Consider the following 15,242-nt stretch of genomic DNA (forward strand, 5'->3'; position numbering starts at 1 on the left):
CCCTTGAGTCACTACAAGGTCAAGCGGCTACAATAAAAAGGGCCAAGGAGAAGGGCATGTTGGAGTTCCTGAAGATATTGAGTCTTTTCATCGTCACCGCGCTGGCTGAAATCGTCGGTGGCTATCATCGCGCTACAGCCGAGCAGGGCTTGATAGGCGAACTAGGGAGGCTGCAATGAAAATTGGCGAACTGGCGCGTTTGGCGAGAAGTAATGTGGACACAATCCGCTACTATGAGCGCGAAGGATTGCTAGCAGAGCCTGGGCGGAGCGAGGGGAATTACCGTATCTATGGGTCAATGCACCTGGAGCGACTGACGTTCATTCGGCATTGTCGTGGCTTGGACATGACACTTGATGAGATTCGAACACTGCTGCACTTCAAGGAATCGCCAGAAGAAAACTGTGGTGAGGTAAACCGCTTACTGGATGAGCATATCGGGCATGTCGTCCGTCGAATTGGTGAACTCCAAGTGCTGGAAAAGCAGCTTCTTGAGCTGCGCAGCCGTTGTCCCGACGACCATCGCCCCTCAACTTGCGGGATTCTTGAAGGACTGTCTCAATCAGGAATCGGCGTGGAGCCGACGGGAAATCACATATCCGGCGTACACGGTACCGCATTAAAGTCCCCCAAGGTATAGAGGGATGAGCCAGGTCGATCTCTACCTTGGCGCGGCCGAACGGGCCAATACCCGGCGCAGCTATGCATCAGCCATCCAGCACTTCGAGATTGAGTGGGGAGGCTTGTTACCGGCAACTATCGACTCGATTGCCCGCTACCTGGCTGCGTATGCCGAATCACTATCACTGAACACACTGAAGCACCGCCTTGCGGCGCTGTCCCGCTGGCACCAGGATCATGGCTTTCCGGACCCGACCAAGGCTCCGAAGATTCGGCAACTCTTGAAGGGCATTCGGACCCTGCATCCGGCCCAGGAAAAACGGGCCAAGCCGCTGGAACTGGAAATCCTCCACGGTGTTACCGACTGGCTGACGACGGCCACGGCTGCAGCTGTCCGCCAAGGAGATACTGCCGGCACCCTGCGACTTATGCGGGATCGGGCCCTGGTTCTCCTCGGGTTCTGGCGCGGGTTCCGCTCCGATGAACTGGCCAACCTTCGCATTGAATTCATCGAAATCAAACCCGGTGAGGGGCTGACCTGCTTTTTGCCCCGCAGCAAGGGGGATCGCAACCTGGAAGGCCGGAGCTACTCTTGCCCAGCCTTGTCCCGGCTGTGTCCAGTCGAGGCGGTCAAAGACTGGCTGGCCTTGTCCCAACTGATAGCAGGGCCGCTATTCCGCAAGATTGATCGCTGGGGGCACCTATCCGAGGCCGAACTGACCCCGAGCAGCATCATTCCTATACTTCGAAGGTTATTGAGCCAGGCAGGTGTGGCCGATGCCGACGCCTTCAGCAGCCACTCGCTGCGCCGTGGCTTCGCCCAGTGGGCGGGCATGAGCGGCTGGGACCTCCGGGAGCTGATGAATTACGTGGGCTGGCGTGATGTGAAGGCTGCCATGCGCTATCTGGATGGGGTCAGCACCGATCAGAAGGCGCGTTTCGAGCAGGGCTTGGATCGGGTGCTCCCAGAAAAGCAGCCTGTTTTGCCCCCGCAACTGCCAAGCCTACCCAAGGTCGCCCTCACAACGATCGAGGTTTCCATCGATCTGTCCGCCTTCAACGGCGGTCGACGCGGTGTCGCCAATGCCTTACGGGACATGGCGAGTACCTGCCTTGCCCGATTTCAGGCGCAACCGCTGGACCAGGATGGTCATCGATATCAAATCTCCGTCCCGACCCCATCGACAGATGTCCTGGACGATCATCTCTACGCATTGCTCGATGAACTCCATCGTATTGCCGACACCCGTGAGTGCTTTCTGGAGGTAGTCTGCCGCGATCCGGCTACTGGCAGGCACTGGGATTGATGCTACATGACCCAGCTTCACGAGACCGCATATCCCCGCTTGAAAGCTGATCCATCGGCACAGGATCTCGCCGAGATTTATACCCTGACGCCCGATGAAATCGCTTTCATCGACAAGACCGTAAAGCGGCCCGTTGCCCGCGCAGCAGTCTTCATCTACCTGAAACTGTTTCAGCGCCTTGGGTACTTTGTCCATATCAAGGATGTGCCGGCGGCGATTCGCCAGCATATTGTGGCCCAAACGGGGCACCGACCAGCAAGGTTTGACGAACTCCGACAGTTCGACCGTACGACAACGCGCACAGCATTGATCGCAGCACTTCGACGCTACCTGAATGTTCGTCCTCTGGACGACCAAGGGCGTGCCTGGTTGCGGCATATCGCTGAAACAGCAGCAGACAGCCGGCATGTTGTAGCAGACATCGTCAACGTAATGCTTGAAGAACTGGTTCATCATCGCTACGAATTACCTGGTTTCTCCACGCTTGATCGGCTAGCCATCCAGGCCCGGGAGAAAATCCACGATGTCCATTTTGCGAGTATTACCGATCAACTTGATGCCAAGGTAAAAGCCTTGATCGACAGCCTGTTCAAGGTCAAGTCGGGCGATACCAGCAGCACCTGGAACCTACTCAAGCGGGAACCGAAGAAACCGACCAATAAGGAAACCCGCTCCTACCTTCAGCATATCCGTCGGCTCCAGCTACTGGTCGACCAACTGCCAAAGCCGGATATCCCCGTCCCAAAGCTCAAGCAGTATCGCTATATCGCCCGGTCGTTGGATGCGACGGAAATGGCGGAACTGAGGCCACAGAAACGCTACGCACTGGCCGTCATCTATATCCGTTCGCAATTTGCCCAGACGCTCGACGATGCTGCCGACCTATTCGTCCGTATGCTTCAGAACCTGGATAACCAGGCACGCAACAAGCTAGGCGAATACCAGCAGGAACACCAGCAGCGGACCGACCGCCTGATCGGGCAATTGAAAGAGATGTTGCTGGCCTATCGGATCGACGGTACGGATCATCAACGCGTGGAGGCCATCGGTGGCAGCCTGATAGCCAATGTCGATGACCTGGTAGCCATCTGTGATGAGCACATGGCTTATGCGGGGCGTAATCATCTGCCGTTCCTCGTCCAACCCTATAAGGTTGTTCGTGCCCAGTTGCTAAACTGCATCGAGATCGTCAATCCCCAGAGCAGCAGCGAGGATGACACCTTGATCCGGATGATGGCAGCGTTGCAGGCGCTGCGTGGCACCCGCCATGAAATCGTCCCACTGTCCTTAGTTGGGCTGAATGCTGAGGAAGATTTCCTATGGCTACCTACGGCTTGGCGAAAACTGGTCGTCTCTGAACGTGCCGATGGGCAGATCGTTGCCCTCAACCGCCGTTACTTTGAGCTGGCGGTCCTGTATGCGATCCGTGATGAATTGAAATCGGGTGATCTGTTCATCCAGCATGGCGAGCGCTACGACGACTACCGGGAGCAACTGGTTGACGACGATACTCTGAATTCTGAGTTGGCCCAGTACGGCGAAGTGACCGGTGTCGAAACCGACCCCAGAGCCTTTACGGAGACCTTGAAGGCGGCTTTGTTGGAGACCGCCGAAGCCGTCGATGCAGAGTTTCCGGACAACGCCTATGCCGAAATCGTCGATGGTCGGCTAATCCTGAAGAAGCCACCAGCCAGCGAACTACCGCCTGGCATCAGGACAATCGACCTGCTGATCACTGAGCATCTGGAGAACATCAGCATTGTTGACGTACTGATCGACACGGAGCGCTGGCTGCAACTGCACAAGCTATTCCGTCCCTTAATGGGAACAGAGAGTCGGATCGAGGAATTGCGTCCAAGAGTAATCAGTACCTTGTTCTGTTATGGCTGTAACCTTGGGCCCACTCAGACAGCACGTTCAATTCGAGGGATGAGCCGCAAGCAGATTGCCTGGCTCAACATCAAGTACATCACGGAAGAGGTACTGGAAAAGGCCATCGTCAAGGTTATCAACGCCTATAACAAGTTCGAATTGCCCAGCTACTGGGGTTCAGGCAAGCATGCCTCGGCCGACGGCACGAAATGGAACCTCTACGAGCAGAACCTGATTTCCGAGCACCACATCCGCTACGGCGGCTATGGCGGCATCGGCTACTACCATGTCTCCGACAAGTTCATCGCGCTGTTCAGTCACTTCATTTCCTGCGGCACCTACGAGGGTACGCACATCCTCGATGGGTTGATGACCAACACCTCAGATGTCCGGCCGGATACCATCCATGGCGACACCCAGGCCCAGAGCTACACGGTGTTTGCGCTTTCCCATCTCTTAGGCATTAAGCTGATGCCGCGCATCCGTGGCATCAAGGATCTGGTGTTTCATCGGCCCGAGAGTAACAAGAGGTTCGTCCATATCGATCGTCTTTTCAGCGACGACATCAACTGGCAGATGATCGAAACCCATCTGCCAGACATGCTGCGCGTGGCTGTCTCGATCAAGCTTGGAAAGATTTCAGCATCGGCTATCCTGCGCCGCCTCGGTACTTACAGCCGAAAGAACAAGCTGTATTTCGCCTTTAAGGAACTCGGCAAGGTAGTCCGAACCATGTTCCTGCTGAAATATGTTGGTGACGTTGAGCTGCGCCGGCTCATCCACGCAGAAACCAACAAGTCGGAGCAATTCAATGGCTTCGCGAAAAAACTCTTCTTCGGTGGAGAAGGGGAGATCGCCGAAAACCTGCGCCACGAACAGCGCAAGGTCATCAAATACAACCATCTGATCGCCAACATGGTCATCTTGCACAATGTGGTGGGGATGAGTCGGGTCCTAAAGCAACTACGAGCCGAAGGTTCTCTGATCAACCAGGAAGTGTTGGCTGGGTTGGCGCCATACCGGCTGGAGCACATCAATCGTTTTGGTGACTACGTGCTGGATTTCCGACGTAAGGCCGCGGTGCTAGATGATGGGTTCCGGATTTTGGAGGCTGAATCAGCAAACCAAGGTCAATGACTATTGATTTCTTCAGGAAAAATCCCAATATCATGAATTGCCATGCACGTGCGTGATTACTTTTGGGAGATGCTCATGAGCAAGACACTGACCACCAATGGTTCCGTTACGATGAAGAATCTTAATGGGACCTCGGACAAGGACTGTAAGTGCGGATCTTGGTTGGACCACTGGAAGGTCTTCACCAAGGTTTCCTCAACGCCAACATGTCATGTAGCGGGGTGCAATTCACTGGCGGAGGTAGGGGCGCACGTGATACTGCCGAAGCTTGATAATGAAGCACTTCGAAAACTCAACTACATTGCACCGATGTGCAAGTCGCACAACGGCCAGCCAGACACAGAGTTCAGATCCAAGCCCGACAGCATTTTCGTCAGCGCAAATAAGGCGCTGACCTGCGGAACCTAAGCCTCAATTGATGAGAAGAGGGTAAGGCCAGTGAAAACTGGCCTTACCCTAAACCAAGTTATTTTCCTTTCACGAACAATAAGTTAAGTTGTTTTTTTGAGGATTTCGCACGATTCCCGGCCAACCCTCTTGTTGGCTTCGGCAATCTGGCCATCCAGTTTGGAAATGCGCGTCCGGAGTCCACTGAGGACATCGGTTGAATAACCCTTGTCGCGCAGGCTGGCGTCGCGATCTTTGGCGATCTGGGCGACTTTGGCAGCCAAGTCGGCATCGATAGTCCTCTTGCGGGTATCGATCTCATTGAGCGCGTTTGTTTTTTCGGACTTTAGTTGAACGAGGGTTGCGGTATGCAGCCTCTCAACCTCGTCGATTTCTTTGCGGTGATCCTTCTTGAGCGATTCCAGCGCCTGAACAGCCAAGGAAAGATTCTTGGCGCAAACATCAAGCTCTCCTTGGGCTTTTGTGGCTGCCGCCTTTTTGCTTTGCTCGACTCGGAGAAGTGCTGTCTTTACCGCAGTATCGGCAGACAGCTTCCGGTTCTTTGCTGTAGCGATGGCGGCATCGTGAAGGGTAATGGCGGTCTTGGCCTTATCCATTGCCTCCTTCTTCTTTATCAGGAGTTTCCTGTCTTCTGCCACCTCCCCATTCCGGGTTGCTAGCCTAGTCCTAACCAGCTTTATTTCCTGCTGGATAGCTTCTTCGGAGGAGTAGCGGCCCGCCTTGAGTTGCTCCAGATCAATGGTTACTCCGTACAGATCGCGACCATCGCCAAGAACCGGGGCCAGATCAGTCCTCAGTAGCGTTTCTGGAGAGACCACACGCCCGATGTCGGCAGCCCAGTTCGGCTTATTCCGGCGCAAGAAACCGAGGAAGGTGTCGTCTCCAGCAGCATCGGCGGCTAGCAGTTCTTCAAGTTCTGCCTCCGCTTTCTCGATGGCGTTTTCACCTTCGTTGACCTGCAATTCCAGATCATCGTATTCGCGCTTAGCCTTGCTGTAGGTCTTTTGGAGGCCATCAGTCTTGTCGTGGAGGTCAGTCAGATCAGTGTTAGCGGCGGTTTGTTTCTGCCGTTCGATTTCCAGTGCTTGAATGGTCTCCGGGTCAGCCTGGATTTTTTTGACCTCGACCTCAAGCCCGGCTTTTTGGGTCTTGAGGTCTGTAACTTTGATGTTTGCTGCGTCGAGTTCTGGCTCATGGCGCAACCGGATCGCCTTGAGATTTTCCCCGTGAGCATCAATGACTGCTTCCTTGCGCTTTCCGAAGGACTCGTAGATGCCGGGCTTCTTGTCGTCTAGCTCGGACTTCTGATCGCGGGCTTGATTTCTGGCTTCTGTTTCCATCACCGTGAACGTCTCGGTCAGCGACTTGACCTCTCGCTCCAGGTCATCCAACTGCTGCTTGAGCGGCTTCAGTTCAGCTTCCCATGCAGTAATCGAATCGACTTTCGTTATCTTGCCGGCGATATCGTCCGTCTCGTATTTGCGCTTCCGGGCATCCAGTTGCTCGATGGCCTGGCGAGCCTGCTTGGCGCGAGAGTCTGCTGCGATCTTTGCGTCGGAAATGGTTTGCAGGCGCTTTCTGTACTCTTCCTCCGTCTCGGTGAGTTCGGCCTTGGCCCGTTCCTCGGCTTTCTCCCCTTCTACAACCAGTTCTTGAAAGAAGTCGTGGAGTAACTGGAACTTCGCATGCAGGGTCGTGAATTCATGATTGATCAGCCGGCGGCCTTGATCGGCCTGCTCCAGATCAGCCATGACCGGCCCTTTTTCCATCACCTGACGATGGGCTTCGTGTTCATTCAGCCAGTGCTGCAAGTCGCGCCGACCGGTGCGGAGGGCAAAGACTTCATCGCCGTTCAGGACGGACGACACAATCATCTTCTTCAGGTCGTGGAAGGTTGTCGCACGCTGAAGGATGCCAGTGACCACGCGCTCAAGATGGGTCAGTTTCCCAGTCCCCCCCGTGAAGGAAAAACGTGCAGCCAAGCTGCGGTGCTCACGACCGGCGGTGTTCTGGATAATCTGCCGATAGGCATGAAGGGTTAGCGGCTTGGAGTCGAATACACCTTGTTTGTCGAGATGGCGGTACAGGTCGCGAGTTTGGACGACCTGCCCCTCGTGCTTGAACAACTCAGGTTTGTACTCGCTATCGATCAGGCGATAAACCACGCCTTCGCCACTCTGTCCATCTGGATGAATAACAGCCATGGCCTTATGTGTCCGGCGTAGGTACTCGAAGATGACGTAGGAGCCGGTAGTCGGGAAATAGTAGCTGCCGAAACGCTCCGTGACTGCATCACCGCGAATGATCCGTGAGGGGCTTTCACCGAAGAACATGGGCAGCAGGCGCAGCAAGGTGGTTTTGCCGGCCCCGTTCTCGCCATTGATAGTGATGTGCCCGCTGACATCAAGTTCAACGATGCGGCTGCGGCAGTAGGAATCGATCAGGATGATGCGAGTAAGTCGGAAGTCCAAAGCTGGCCTCTTGGTGGTACGATGTTATCGTTAATGATATGTTATCGTATAAGATAAATGACAAGCGCACAACAGGGTAAGTATGTCAAATAGGCCAGCACTTCGCGATCAACGATTGAGAATCATGGAAGGCGTTCTCTCCTGGGAAGGGGAGATCGGCAATGCGAGGGTTCGACAGCTCTTCAATTTGCAGCCAGTGCAGGCCAGCCGGCTGCTCGCCGATTTCAGGGTATTGCTTGGAGAGAAAATCACCGAAGACGGTCGAGCCAAGGTGCTCCGCCTTGCAAATCCGAGTGAATTTGAGTGCTCAATACCTCTTGACGAATACGTCTTGCACACCATGGCTTCCGAAGGTGGGAGTCCCGGCCTTGTGGATGCACGCGTCGACCTGACGGAAGTTCGACCAGAGATATTCGCAACGCTTCGAAAGGCTGTGCTAGCGAAAACGGGGGTTGAAATCGCCTATGCGTCGATGACCAATCCGGCGTATGGAAAACGGGTTATTTTTCCACATGCCATAGTGCATGTTGGTCGCCGATGGCATGTTCGTGCCTGGTGTATGAAACGACAGGACTATCGAGATTTCACTATGGGACGAATTCGCTCGGCAGAATCAGCTCTTGAACGATTTCCGCTCAACCTTGATAAGGACAAGGGGTGGGAGACATTTGTTGAGCTTGAACTTCAAGCGCATCGCAAGCTCTCGCCTGATCAACAACAAGTTGTTCGAAATGAATTTTTTTCTGGGGAAAAAAATCGCTTTCTATCAATTCGCGCTTGCTTAGCTCAATATGTGATTTTCGACCTTAAGGCCTCAATTGATCCTGTGCATGAGGAGCCACCGGAATTTCAGCTAGAAGTGGCAAATTCCGAAAAATTGCTTTCACTTCTATTCGAATAAATTCGCTAGGCAGGAACACTCGCCGTTTAGCGCAATCTGCTGATACCAATAAATTCCTGATCAAGTAATGCTGGGGGTTCAATGCCCGCTGTCCGAACTGCGGAAATTGGGGTTGGTCCCCTTCCCTACTTTGTTTGACATTACCCCCAGTAGGTCCGGAAATCGGCCTTTGCATCTGCTTAAGAAACGGACCACTTAGTGAATCAAAACAGTCCTTCAAACCATCGAGCCGGAGCGAGTTACGGAGAGGAATTTTCACTGTCGAATAATGCTGAAAACCGGTGAATTATTTCAACGTTAGCGGAAACCGTTAAGGACGGCGGCATTTCAGGCTATTCTTTAGCTTGCTCGCCGTTAAATTTGCGCCACAACGCCTCCGTCTTTCTTTCCGAATGAGCGAAGTGACCCCTTCTGCCCAAACCGCCGTCACGCTGTTGTTGCCGTTTCAACGCTACCGGCTGCGGTTTTCTCATCGCCTGCTAGACAGCCTGGGGGGCGTATCGCGTTTTATTCTTCGCGCGCTGGCTGATGGCTTGGCGTTGGAGCAGATTGCTGAGATCGTAGCCCTATCGCACACGGTGCTGCTACAACAGATGACCTTCTTGGAGTACCACCATTTCGTGTCCATCGCGCGAGATACTGATGTGACCGTAGTGACATTACTCGAGCGTGGGGTCAGGATGGTCGCTGTCGAACAACATTTGCGGCAGGGCGATCATCGGGTCTGGCTAGATACTTTCACAGTGGACCGGAAAGCTGTCCATCTGCTGGTTGCACCTGACCCCACTAGCTTGATCCAGATTCCGCACGGGGACCTCCGTCAAGACGAAAGGCCGGAGGTTCGCCTTCCGGTTCGCCGGTACCAATACCATTTGTTCGACGACGCGAGTCGGCTACACAGGCTGCTGGACCAGGACAATCTGACCGATCTCATCGGGTATTTCTGGAGCGGCGCCCAGGCGTTGATTGCGGAAGAAGTCGATTACATGGATTGCTTATTGGAGCAAGAGACAGTGGACGTGCAGGAGTACTACCCATTGCTCCTGTCGGCAAGCGAATTGCTGGACATTGCCGATACGGAAACAGCCGGGAAAAAGGTGGCACTGCCATTGCTGCTGGTGCCGGTACTGGAAATGACAATGAAGTTCAGCCGAGCCGAAGGCTTTCCCTGGCCGGTAGCCATACCTGCCGCACGGACGTCATACCTGGAATTGGTCACCCAGCGGTCGCTGCCACATTTCATTCCCGACGGGCAAGCAGACCCGGCGGCACCGGACGTCGCTGTCCTGTCAGCGATCACCGGTACGCATCCGCCAGAACTTGCCGATACGATTGTACCCGCGGGTCTGTCCGTGACCTGCACCACAAGCCAGACCTACGAGCGGCGAGCGATCAATCACCGGGCGTTGTCCCGCCTGATGCACGAAGGCACGGAAGTGTTCCTGATCTCGTTCAATCAAACCACCCGCGAAACAGAACCTATACCTGAAGCGGAGTCGCTATGCGAGTAGTAGACCTGTTCGTCGATTTGTACGAGTGGGAGGACAACGAGCGCGAGCGCGTGCATCGCATGGTGCGAGCCGGAAAACACGTTTACACGGCCGCAAGGCATGGCGCATCCGCGGTGAGTCCTTTGGTGGTGGTCGATGCGGCGCTGGCTGTACTCGATGCGCTGGACGCCTATGTTGGGTATAGAAGAGCCAAGGAAGTCACCCAGCAACTGAAGATCGAAGGAGACTCGCTGTGCCGTCTGTTGCAGGAGTTGTATGAGCAACAGGCGATTCATGCAAAAGTGATGGAAGACAGGCATGCACAAATGGTCCGTTCGTTGCGTGCGCGCCTGTCTGTTACTGCCGCGGAAATCGAGATAAGCCGAGATGCCTTCGACAGCCTCTCGCTGCAGGCGAAGAACTTGGGTGGTGCTATTGGCGCGCTACGCGTGAATTCGGCGCCCAACTGCGCATGTCTATTAAAGCTGGAGCGCGCGTATTACGATCTGGTCGACCTGCTTCTGCTGGCCATGATGAATGCTGTGAAAGAGTGAGGAAATAAAACAGTGAAAAAACCAACACCGAAGCAGGGCACGCAGAAGGATGAAACCGGCAAGAGCACCGGCAGCAAGACGAATACGCAGACGGTAAACAAGGTGCTCGATATCGGCAAAGGCATTGTTTCAGTCTGCAGCGGCGTTATTGACCTGGGCAAGGAGAAGGAAAAGACCAACCAAGTTCGCATAAAGGCAGATGCCGACATTGAAACCGCACGGCAGATAACTGAGCGGCATCGCCTTTCCGCCAACGTGGCGCACGACGAGATCGCCCGGTTGCGCGAAAAGGACGACAAAATTTTTCAGGCCGAGATGGCAAGGCTCGCCATTGAGCGTGATCACAAGGCATCTCAGAATCACGTTCGTGAGAGCCTAGTCCAACGACTTGTGCAGGATTCCGAGGTCAGTAAGGCCCAGATCGTGGACACCTACCAGGCGCTGCTTTCCGACGACCAAAAGAAATAGGCCGGGCAGCACATGCTCCCAGTAGTTTTCGCAGGCATCGTCATCGGCGCATCGGTGGTGGCCTATCTGTACGATAGGATGACCGACGAAGAAGAGGCGCTACAGGAAGAGCTACGAGGCAGGAATGCAGAGTTGCGCAGGCAGTACAGTGCCAGCATGGATGACGACCGGCGCAGGCGGGCGATCAAGAGAAAACAGCTGGCCACCGAGATGGCGGCCACTCGTCGTGAATATTGCCTTCGTTTCCAGGAACGCGTGAATACGCCGCTGCAGGAGTTCCAGAAACTGGCCTCCACTCTGAAGGCTAGCCTGAGCGATCTCACCATCAGCCCCTACCGCCGCAATGCGTTGCGCTTGCTGCAAGCACGCCTGGAGGACACGGGAAACCGTCTAAAGGCCTACGGTAACTATTGCGACTGGTATTTGAAACAGCAGGAGTGGCTGGCGGAACATGGGCGGTTCGAGACACTGATCGATTTTCCGGACCCATCGGTACGCTTGCCGGAGGACTGGTACTACGGCGGCAAGGTTGCCTTGGCTTCGGTTAAGGAACTTGACCGCATTCGTAACGGCTACGGCCAGATGCTCGAGCTTTTACAGGAACGTGTAGGCAGCGACTACAGCGATGCAACGCAGCGCGCGCTGATGCTTCAGTATCCGGACCAAGAAGCAGTACCGGTGCAATTGTTGGCACAGAAAAATCCGTACTTCTTTAAGGCCTGCATTCTTCGCGGCGCGCTCTACGTGGACCACGTCCTGGAGCAACTGCCGTGCACAGGGATCGTTCGTCAGGCAAAGCGCCATGACATGTTTGGTGATGGATATATTGTGCAGTGCCACCCTGGTTTTTGCCCCGTAGATAGGCAGCAGGGGCTCAATGGCGGCCTACCCGCCTTCCTGCCGAAGTCTGAATCGAGTTTCCCAGGCAAGCACTATTTTCCGGGAGAGAAGATCGAAGTCTTCCTTCATTACTACGACCTGCTTCTCAGCAACGGGAATACAACGGTCACGCAGCATCGAGAATCGCTGGACGTAGGCGGCAAAAGCAGCGGCAGCGCTCTAGTTTTTCTACATGCGGATGCCACCAAGCATGACTTGTACCCGCTGATAGAGGAAGTTGCTCAAGGAGCGGTTTGGTGTTTGAGCAGTTGCGTCGAGCGGGATGACCGTTTTTGCGTCACGCTGCAAATCGGGGCATGGCAAGTCGAGGCGGAAGCTGGCCCTGGCAGCACCCAGCTACAACTCGTCGCCACGGCGCGTACCAGCATCGGCAGTGTTGAATTGGACGAATTGCCATTTGCGGTGCGCCTGATCGACCAGCGATTCAGAGACCATGTATTCTGCGATGCGCTGAGATTCCAGGAATTCCTGCAGTTCTGCAGTCAGCAGACACGCTACGGCGAGGATGTGCCGGGCCGCAAGGCTGCTGGGGAGTTCTTCAGCCGGTGGAGCAAAGTTACCGATTATTTGCTGGAAGAGAACGGATACGTGACATTCTGGCTAACTCCTGATCGAGACCCGGATGAGGGGCAATGGGATTGCCTGTGCGCAACCAATCTTCGGTCAGACCTTCAATGCTTGATCGAGAAGGCATTGTCTAAGCCGAAGCTGTTTCTTGAAGAGCAGTACATGAGCGCCGCGGGTGAGCGATGGCTGCGCATAGGTGAGTTGAACGGATTGCCAGAATCCCTGGGAAAAGGGCTATTCCGGCTCTCGCATACAGGTATCAGGCGTCCGAGCCCATACGAGCGGTACGAACGGATCGAGACGGTGCAGTTGCGTTTGCGTTTCCCACTAAGCGGAGAATTGTCCAACCTGGGGCGGCAGCGCGAGGCCCTGCAGTCCTTCATGAGCGGCCGCCTGCAGAATCCGGTCTTGCAGCAGATTCTTCTCATGCCGGCAAGCTATGTTCCGCAACCAGATCCGGTCTGGGAAGCCCGGGTTCGCCTGGGCTTGCATTGGCAGGACAAGAATTGGCAGGAACCCGACAAGGCGGCTGTTGCCAAGCGTATCGTCGAAGAGGCGCTTACCGAGTCCAACCTGTATTTGATCCAGGGGCCGCCCGGAACGGGGAAGACCACCTGCATCGTCGAGTTGCTGTATCAGATTTTCGCGGCAGCGCCGGAGAGTCGGGTGTTGGTGGTTTCACAACAGAATACTGCCGTGGATAATGCGCTGGATCGCTATCTGGCACGCTATCCAGATCGTCGCAAGAGCGTCGTGCGGATGGCGAGTGATGCCAGTAAGGTGCAGGCATGCCTGCATCCGAACATTACGGAGACCATCCTTAGCGATTACCTCATGAGGCGTCAGCAGGAGTACAGCCGTTCCGTCACACTGCATATGGATGCGCGCGCTGCTTGGGTCCAAGACTGGATTGAAAGCGTGTATTCGCCCGGGGGCGACGGACGTCCACGATTCGACGAAGAGCTGACGGAATTACTGGTAAACGACTACCCCCTGGTGGGGGCCACGTGCGTGGGCATGGCTTCGCGCCGCCATGGCGCAGACCGGCTGATTTTTGACGTGTGCATCGTAGACGAGGGCGGACGCTCTACCGTGCCGGAGATGCTGATTCCGCTGATGCGCTCCCGCAAAGCGATCATTATCGGAGACCATTTCCAGTTGCCGCCGAGCATTGCCGCGGAACTTCGAGAAGCCGACGCCCGGGAGACCCTGCCGTTCCTGAATGAAACCTTCCTCAAGACGAGTTTCTTCGAACGGCTGTATACGAATCTGCCTGACGGATGCCGGGGCATGTTGCGTGAGCAATATCGCATGGTTGAGCCAATTGGTGACCTAGTGGCCGATCTGTTCTATACGGATCAGGGGGAGCGGCGCCTATTCAACGGTATGGTGCATGACCGCCAAAGATTCCTTGACCCGGACCATCCCCTTCGCTGGGTTGACGTGCCGCACGGAAGGCAGACAAAAGAGAATGGCAAGGGACCCAGCCTGTTGAATGAAGGGGAAGCGAAGGCTATCCTGCATTATCTGCAGGTGGCCATGGTTCCGCTGGTGAAACGCAAGGAGGACGAAGGCAGCGCGTTCAAGAAGAAGACATTGGCCATCATAACCCCCTATGGCGCCCAAAAGCGATCAATTGCAAGACTGCTGGCAGCCCTGGCGGCGACAGATGCACGGCTGCATGACGTCATGTCGATCGAAGTTGACACGGTGGACAATTTCCAGGGTAGTGAGGCCGATATCGTGCTCTATTCGACGGTTCGCACGGATGGGGCCATCAGTTTTCTGCTGGATCGGCAGCGCTTGAACGTGACATGCTCGCGGGCCCGCGAGAATTTGGTTTTTTTCGGTGCCAGTGGATTCCTGCGCGATCAGGAATCACGCAGCAAGCAGCCATTATTCAGCCAAATTATCGATCGCGCTGCCTTCATAGCTGTCCGCCCCCCGCACAAGAATGAGGTACCACACCACAATGCGGCGCAGCAGACTAAGAAAAACCGCCATAAGGCAAATACTTAGCGGTGTAACAAAAGTGGCTTCATGGATTCCATAGAGCCCGCAGATGTTCAGTGCCCACAACTCGCCTAACACCGGTCACTCGAGGGAGCCGCCACTAACGGCAGCAATGGCCGAGGAGCGGAAATAGGGCATCCTCCCCGGCCCCATTTCGTTTGACATTATTCCCTTAGGGATCAGCAGAGAGCCTACGACTAGAATTTCGGTACTGGATAAGCGATTACTCCCCTCCCGGTGGCACGTAGGCTCGTGCTTGAGAGAACACAGAACTGTCGAAGAGCCCCTCCGCGTGCGAGGTCCGCCACGTAATCCCCCTTTAGGATGGCACGCTCGACATCAAAGACCAAACCTCGATAAGCCGCCCAGAAAAATATCTTCCAGCCCGCAGGCTTCAAGTTCCCCAACGCGAATGGGATCAGGTCCTGACCGATGAAAACATCCTCTCGCTCTCCTGTTCTACCCATCAATTCCGGGGTAGACAAGCTTTCAAATTGCACTCGCCACAGTACGTAGGCAAGCTCTGCCGCACT

The 15,242-nt window shown here is 55.1% G+C and carries 11 protein-coding genes; 10 read left to right on the forward strand and 1 reads right to left on the reverse strand.

Annotated features, from left to right (window positions below; translation table 11 throughout):
• Positions 1-56: 56 nt before the first annotated feature.
• The 5 genes from AC3QLZ_RS02045 to AC3QLZ_RS02065 all read left to right on the forward strand — a co-directional run bounded on the left by AC3QLZ_RS02045 (position 57) and on the right by AC3QLZ_RS02065 (position 5,345).
• Entirely contained in the window at positions 57-179 is a 123-nt protein-coding gene (locus AC3QLZ_RS02045; RefSeq protein WP_275888327.1) for a hypothetical protein, read from the forward strand.
• The gene (gene cadR / locus AC3QLZ_RS02050; protein ID WP_205230656.1) at positions 176-640 is read left to right on the forward strand and encodes a Cd(II)/Pb(II)-responsive transcriptional regulator; all 465 of its coding nucleotides are present in this window, start codon (positions 176-178) and stop codon (positions 638-640) included. Before AC3QLZ_RS02045 ends, cadR begins: the two co-directional genes overlap by 4 nt.
• Before the next feature lie 4 nt (positions 641-644).
• Entirely contained in the window at positions 645-1,928 is a 1,284-nt protein-coding gene (locus AC3QLZ_RS02055; RefSeq protein ID WP_416244270.1) for a site-specific integrase, read from the forward strand.
• A gap of 6 nt (positions 1,929-1,934) precedes the next feature.
• Complete coding sequence (locus AC3QLZ_RS02060) at positions 1,935-4,937, forward strand: Tn3 family transposase (protein WP_109041812.1); 3,003 nt, start codon at positions 1,935-1,937, stop codon at positions 4,935-4,937.
• A gap of 75 nt (positions 4,938-5,012) precedes the next feature.
• Positions 5,013-5,345, forward strand: coding sequence for a hypothetical protein (locus tag AC3QLZ_RS02065; RefSeq protein WP_133247322.1), 333 nt, complete (start codon positions 5,013-5,015; stop codon positions 5,343-5,345).
• 83 nt (positions 5,346-5,428) lie between these two features.
• On the opposite strand, the gene AC3QLZ_RS02070 is transcribed toward AC3QLZ_RS02065, so the two are convergent.
• Complete coding sequence (locus tag AC3QLZ_RS02070; RefSeq protein WP_492783306.1) at positions 5,429-7,816, reverse strand: ATP-binding protein; 2,388 nt, start codon at positions 7,814-7,816, stop codon at positions 5,429-5,431.
• 124 nt (positions 7,817-7,940) lie between these two features.
• Here AC3QLZ_RS02070 and AC3QLZ_RS02075 point away from each other — a divergent pair, with 124 nt between their 5' ends.
• From AC3QLZ_RS02075 to AC3QLZ_RS02095, 5 genes are all read left to right on the forward strand, one after another.
• Complete coding sequence (locus tag AC3QLZ_RS02075) at positions 7,941-8,717, forward strand: helix-turn-helix transcriptional regulator (protein WP_287874711.1); 777 nt, start codon at positions 7,941-7,943, stop codon at positions 8,715-8,717.
• A gap of 392 nt (positions 8,718-9,109) precedes the next feature.
• Positions 9,110-10,228: a hypothetical protein gene (locus AC3QLZ_RS02080; protein WP_287874712.1), complete on the forward strand. Its 1,119-nt coding sequence runs from the start codon at positions 9,110-9,112 to the stop codon at positions 10,226-10,228.
• Complete coding sequence (locus AC3QLZ_RS02085; protein WP_287874713.1) at positions 10,219-10,761, forward strand: hypothetical protein; 543 nt, start codon at positions 10,219-10,221, stop codon at positions 10,759-10,761. Before AC3QLZ_RS02080 ends, AC3QLZ_RS02085 begins: the two co-directional genes overlap by 10 nt.
• 12 nt (positions 10,762-10,773) lie before the next feature.
• Positions 10,774-11,229: a hypothetical protein gene (locus AC3QLZ_RS02090; RefSeq protein ID WP_287874714.1), complete on the forward strand. Its 456-nt coding sequence runs from the start codon at positions 10,774-10,776 to the stop codon at positions 11,227-11,229.
• A 12-nt stretch (positions 11,230-11,241) separates the two neighbouring features.
• Positions 11,242-14,715 carry a DEAD/DEAH box helicase gene (locus AC3QLZ_RS02095; protein ID WP_287874715.1) on the forward strand — a complete coding sequence of 1,158 codons (3,474 nt, stop codon included), beginning with the start codon at positions 11,242-11,244 and terminating at the stop codon, positions 14,713-14,715.
• The last annotated feature ends 527 nt before the right edge of the window (positions 14,716-15,242 follow it).

It is taken from the genome of Azospira sp. MPR-LB4 (assembly GCF_058809525.1).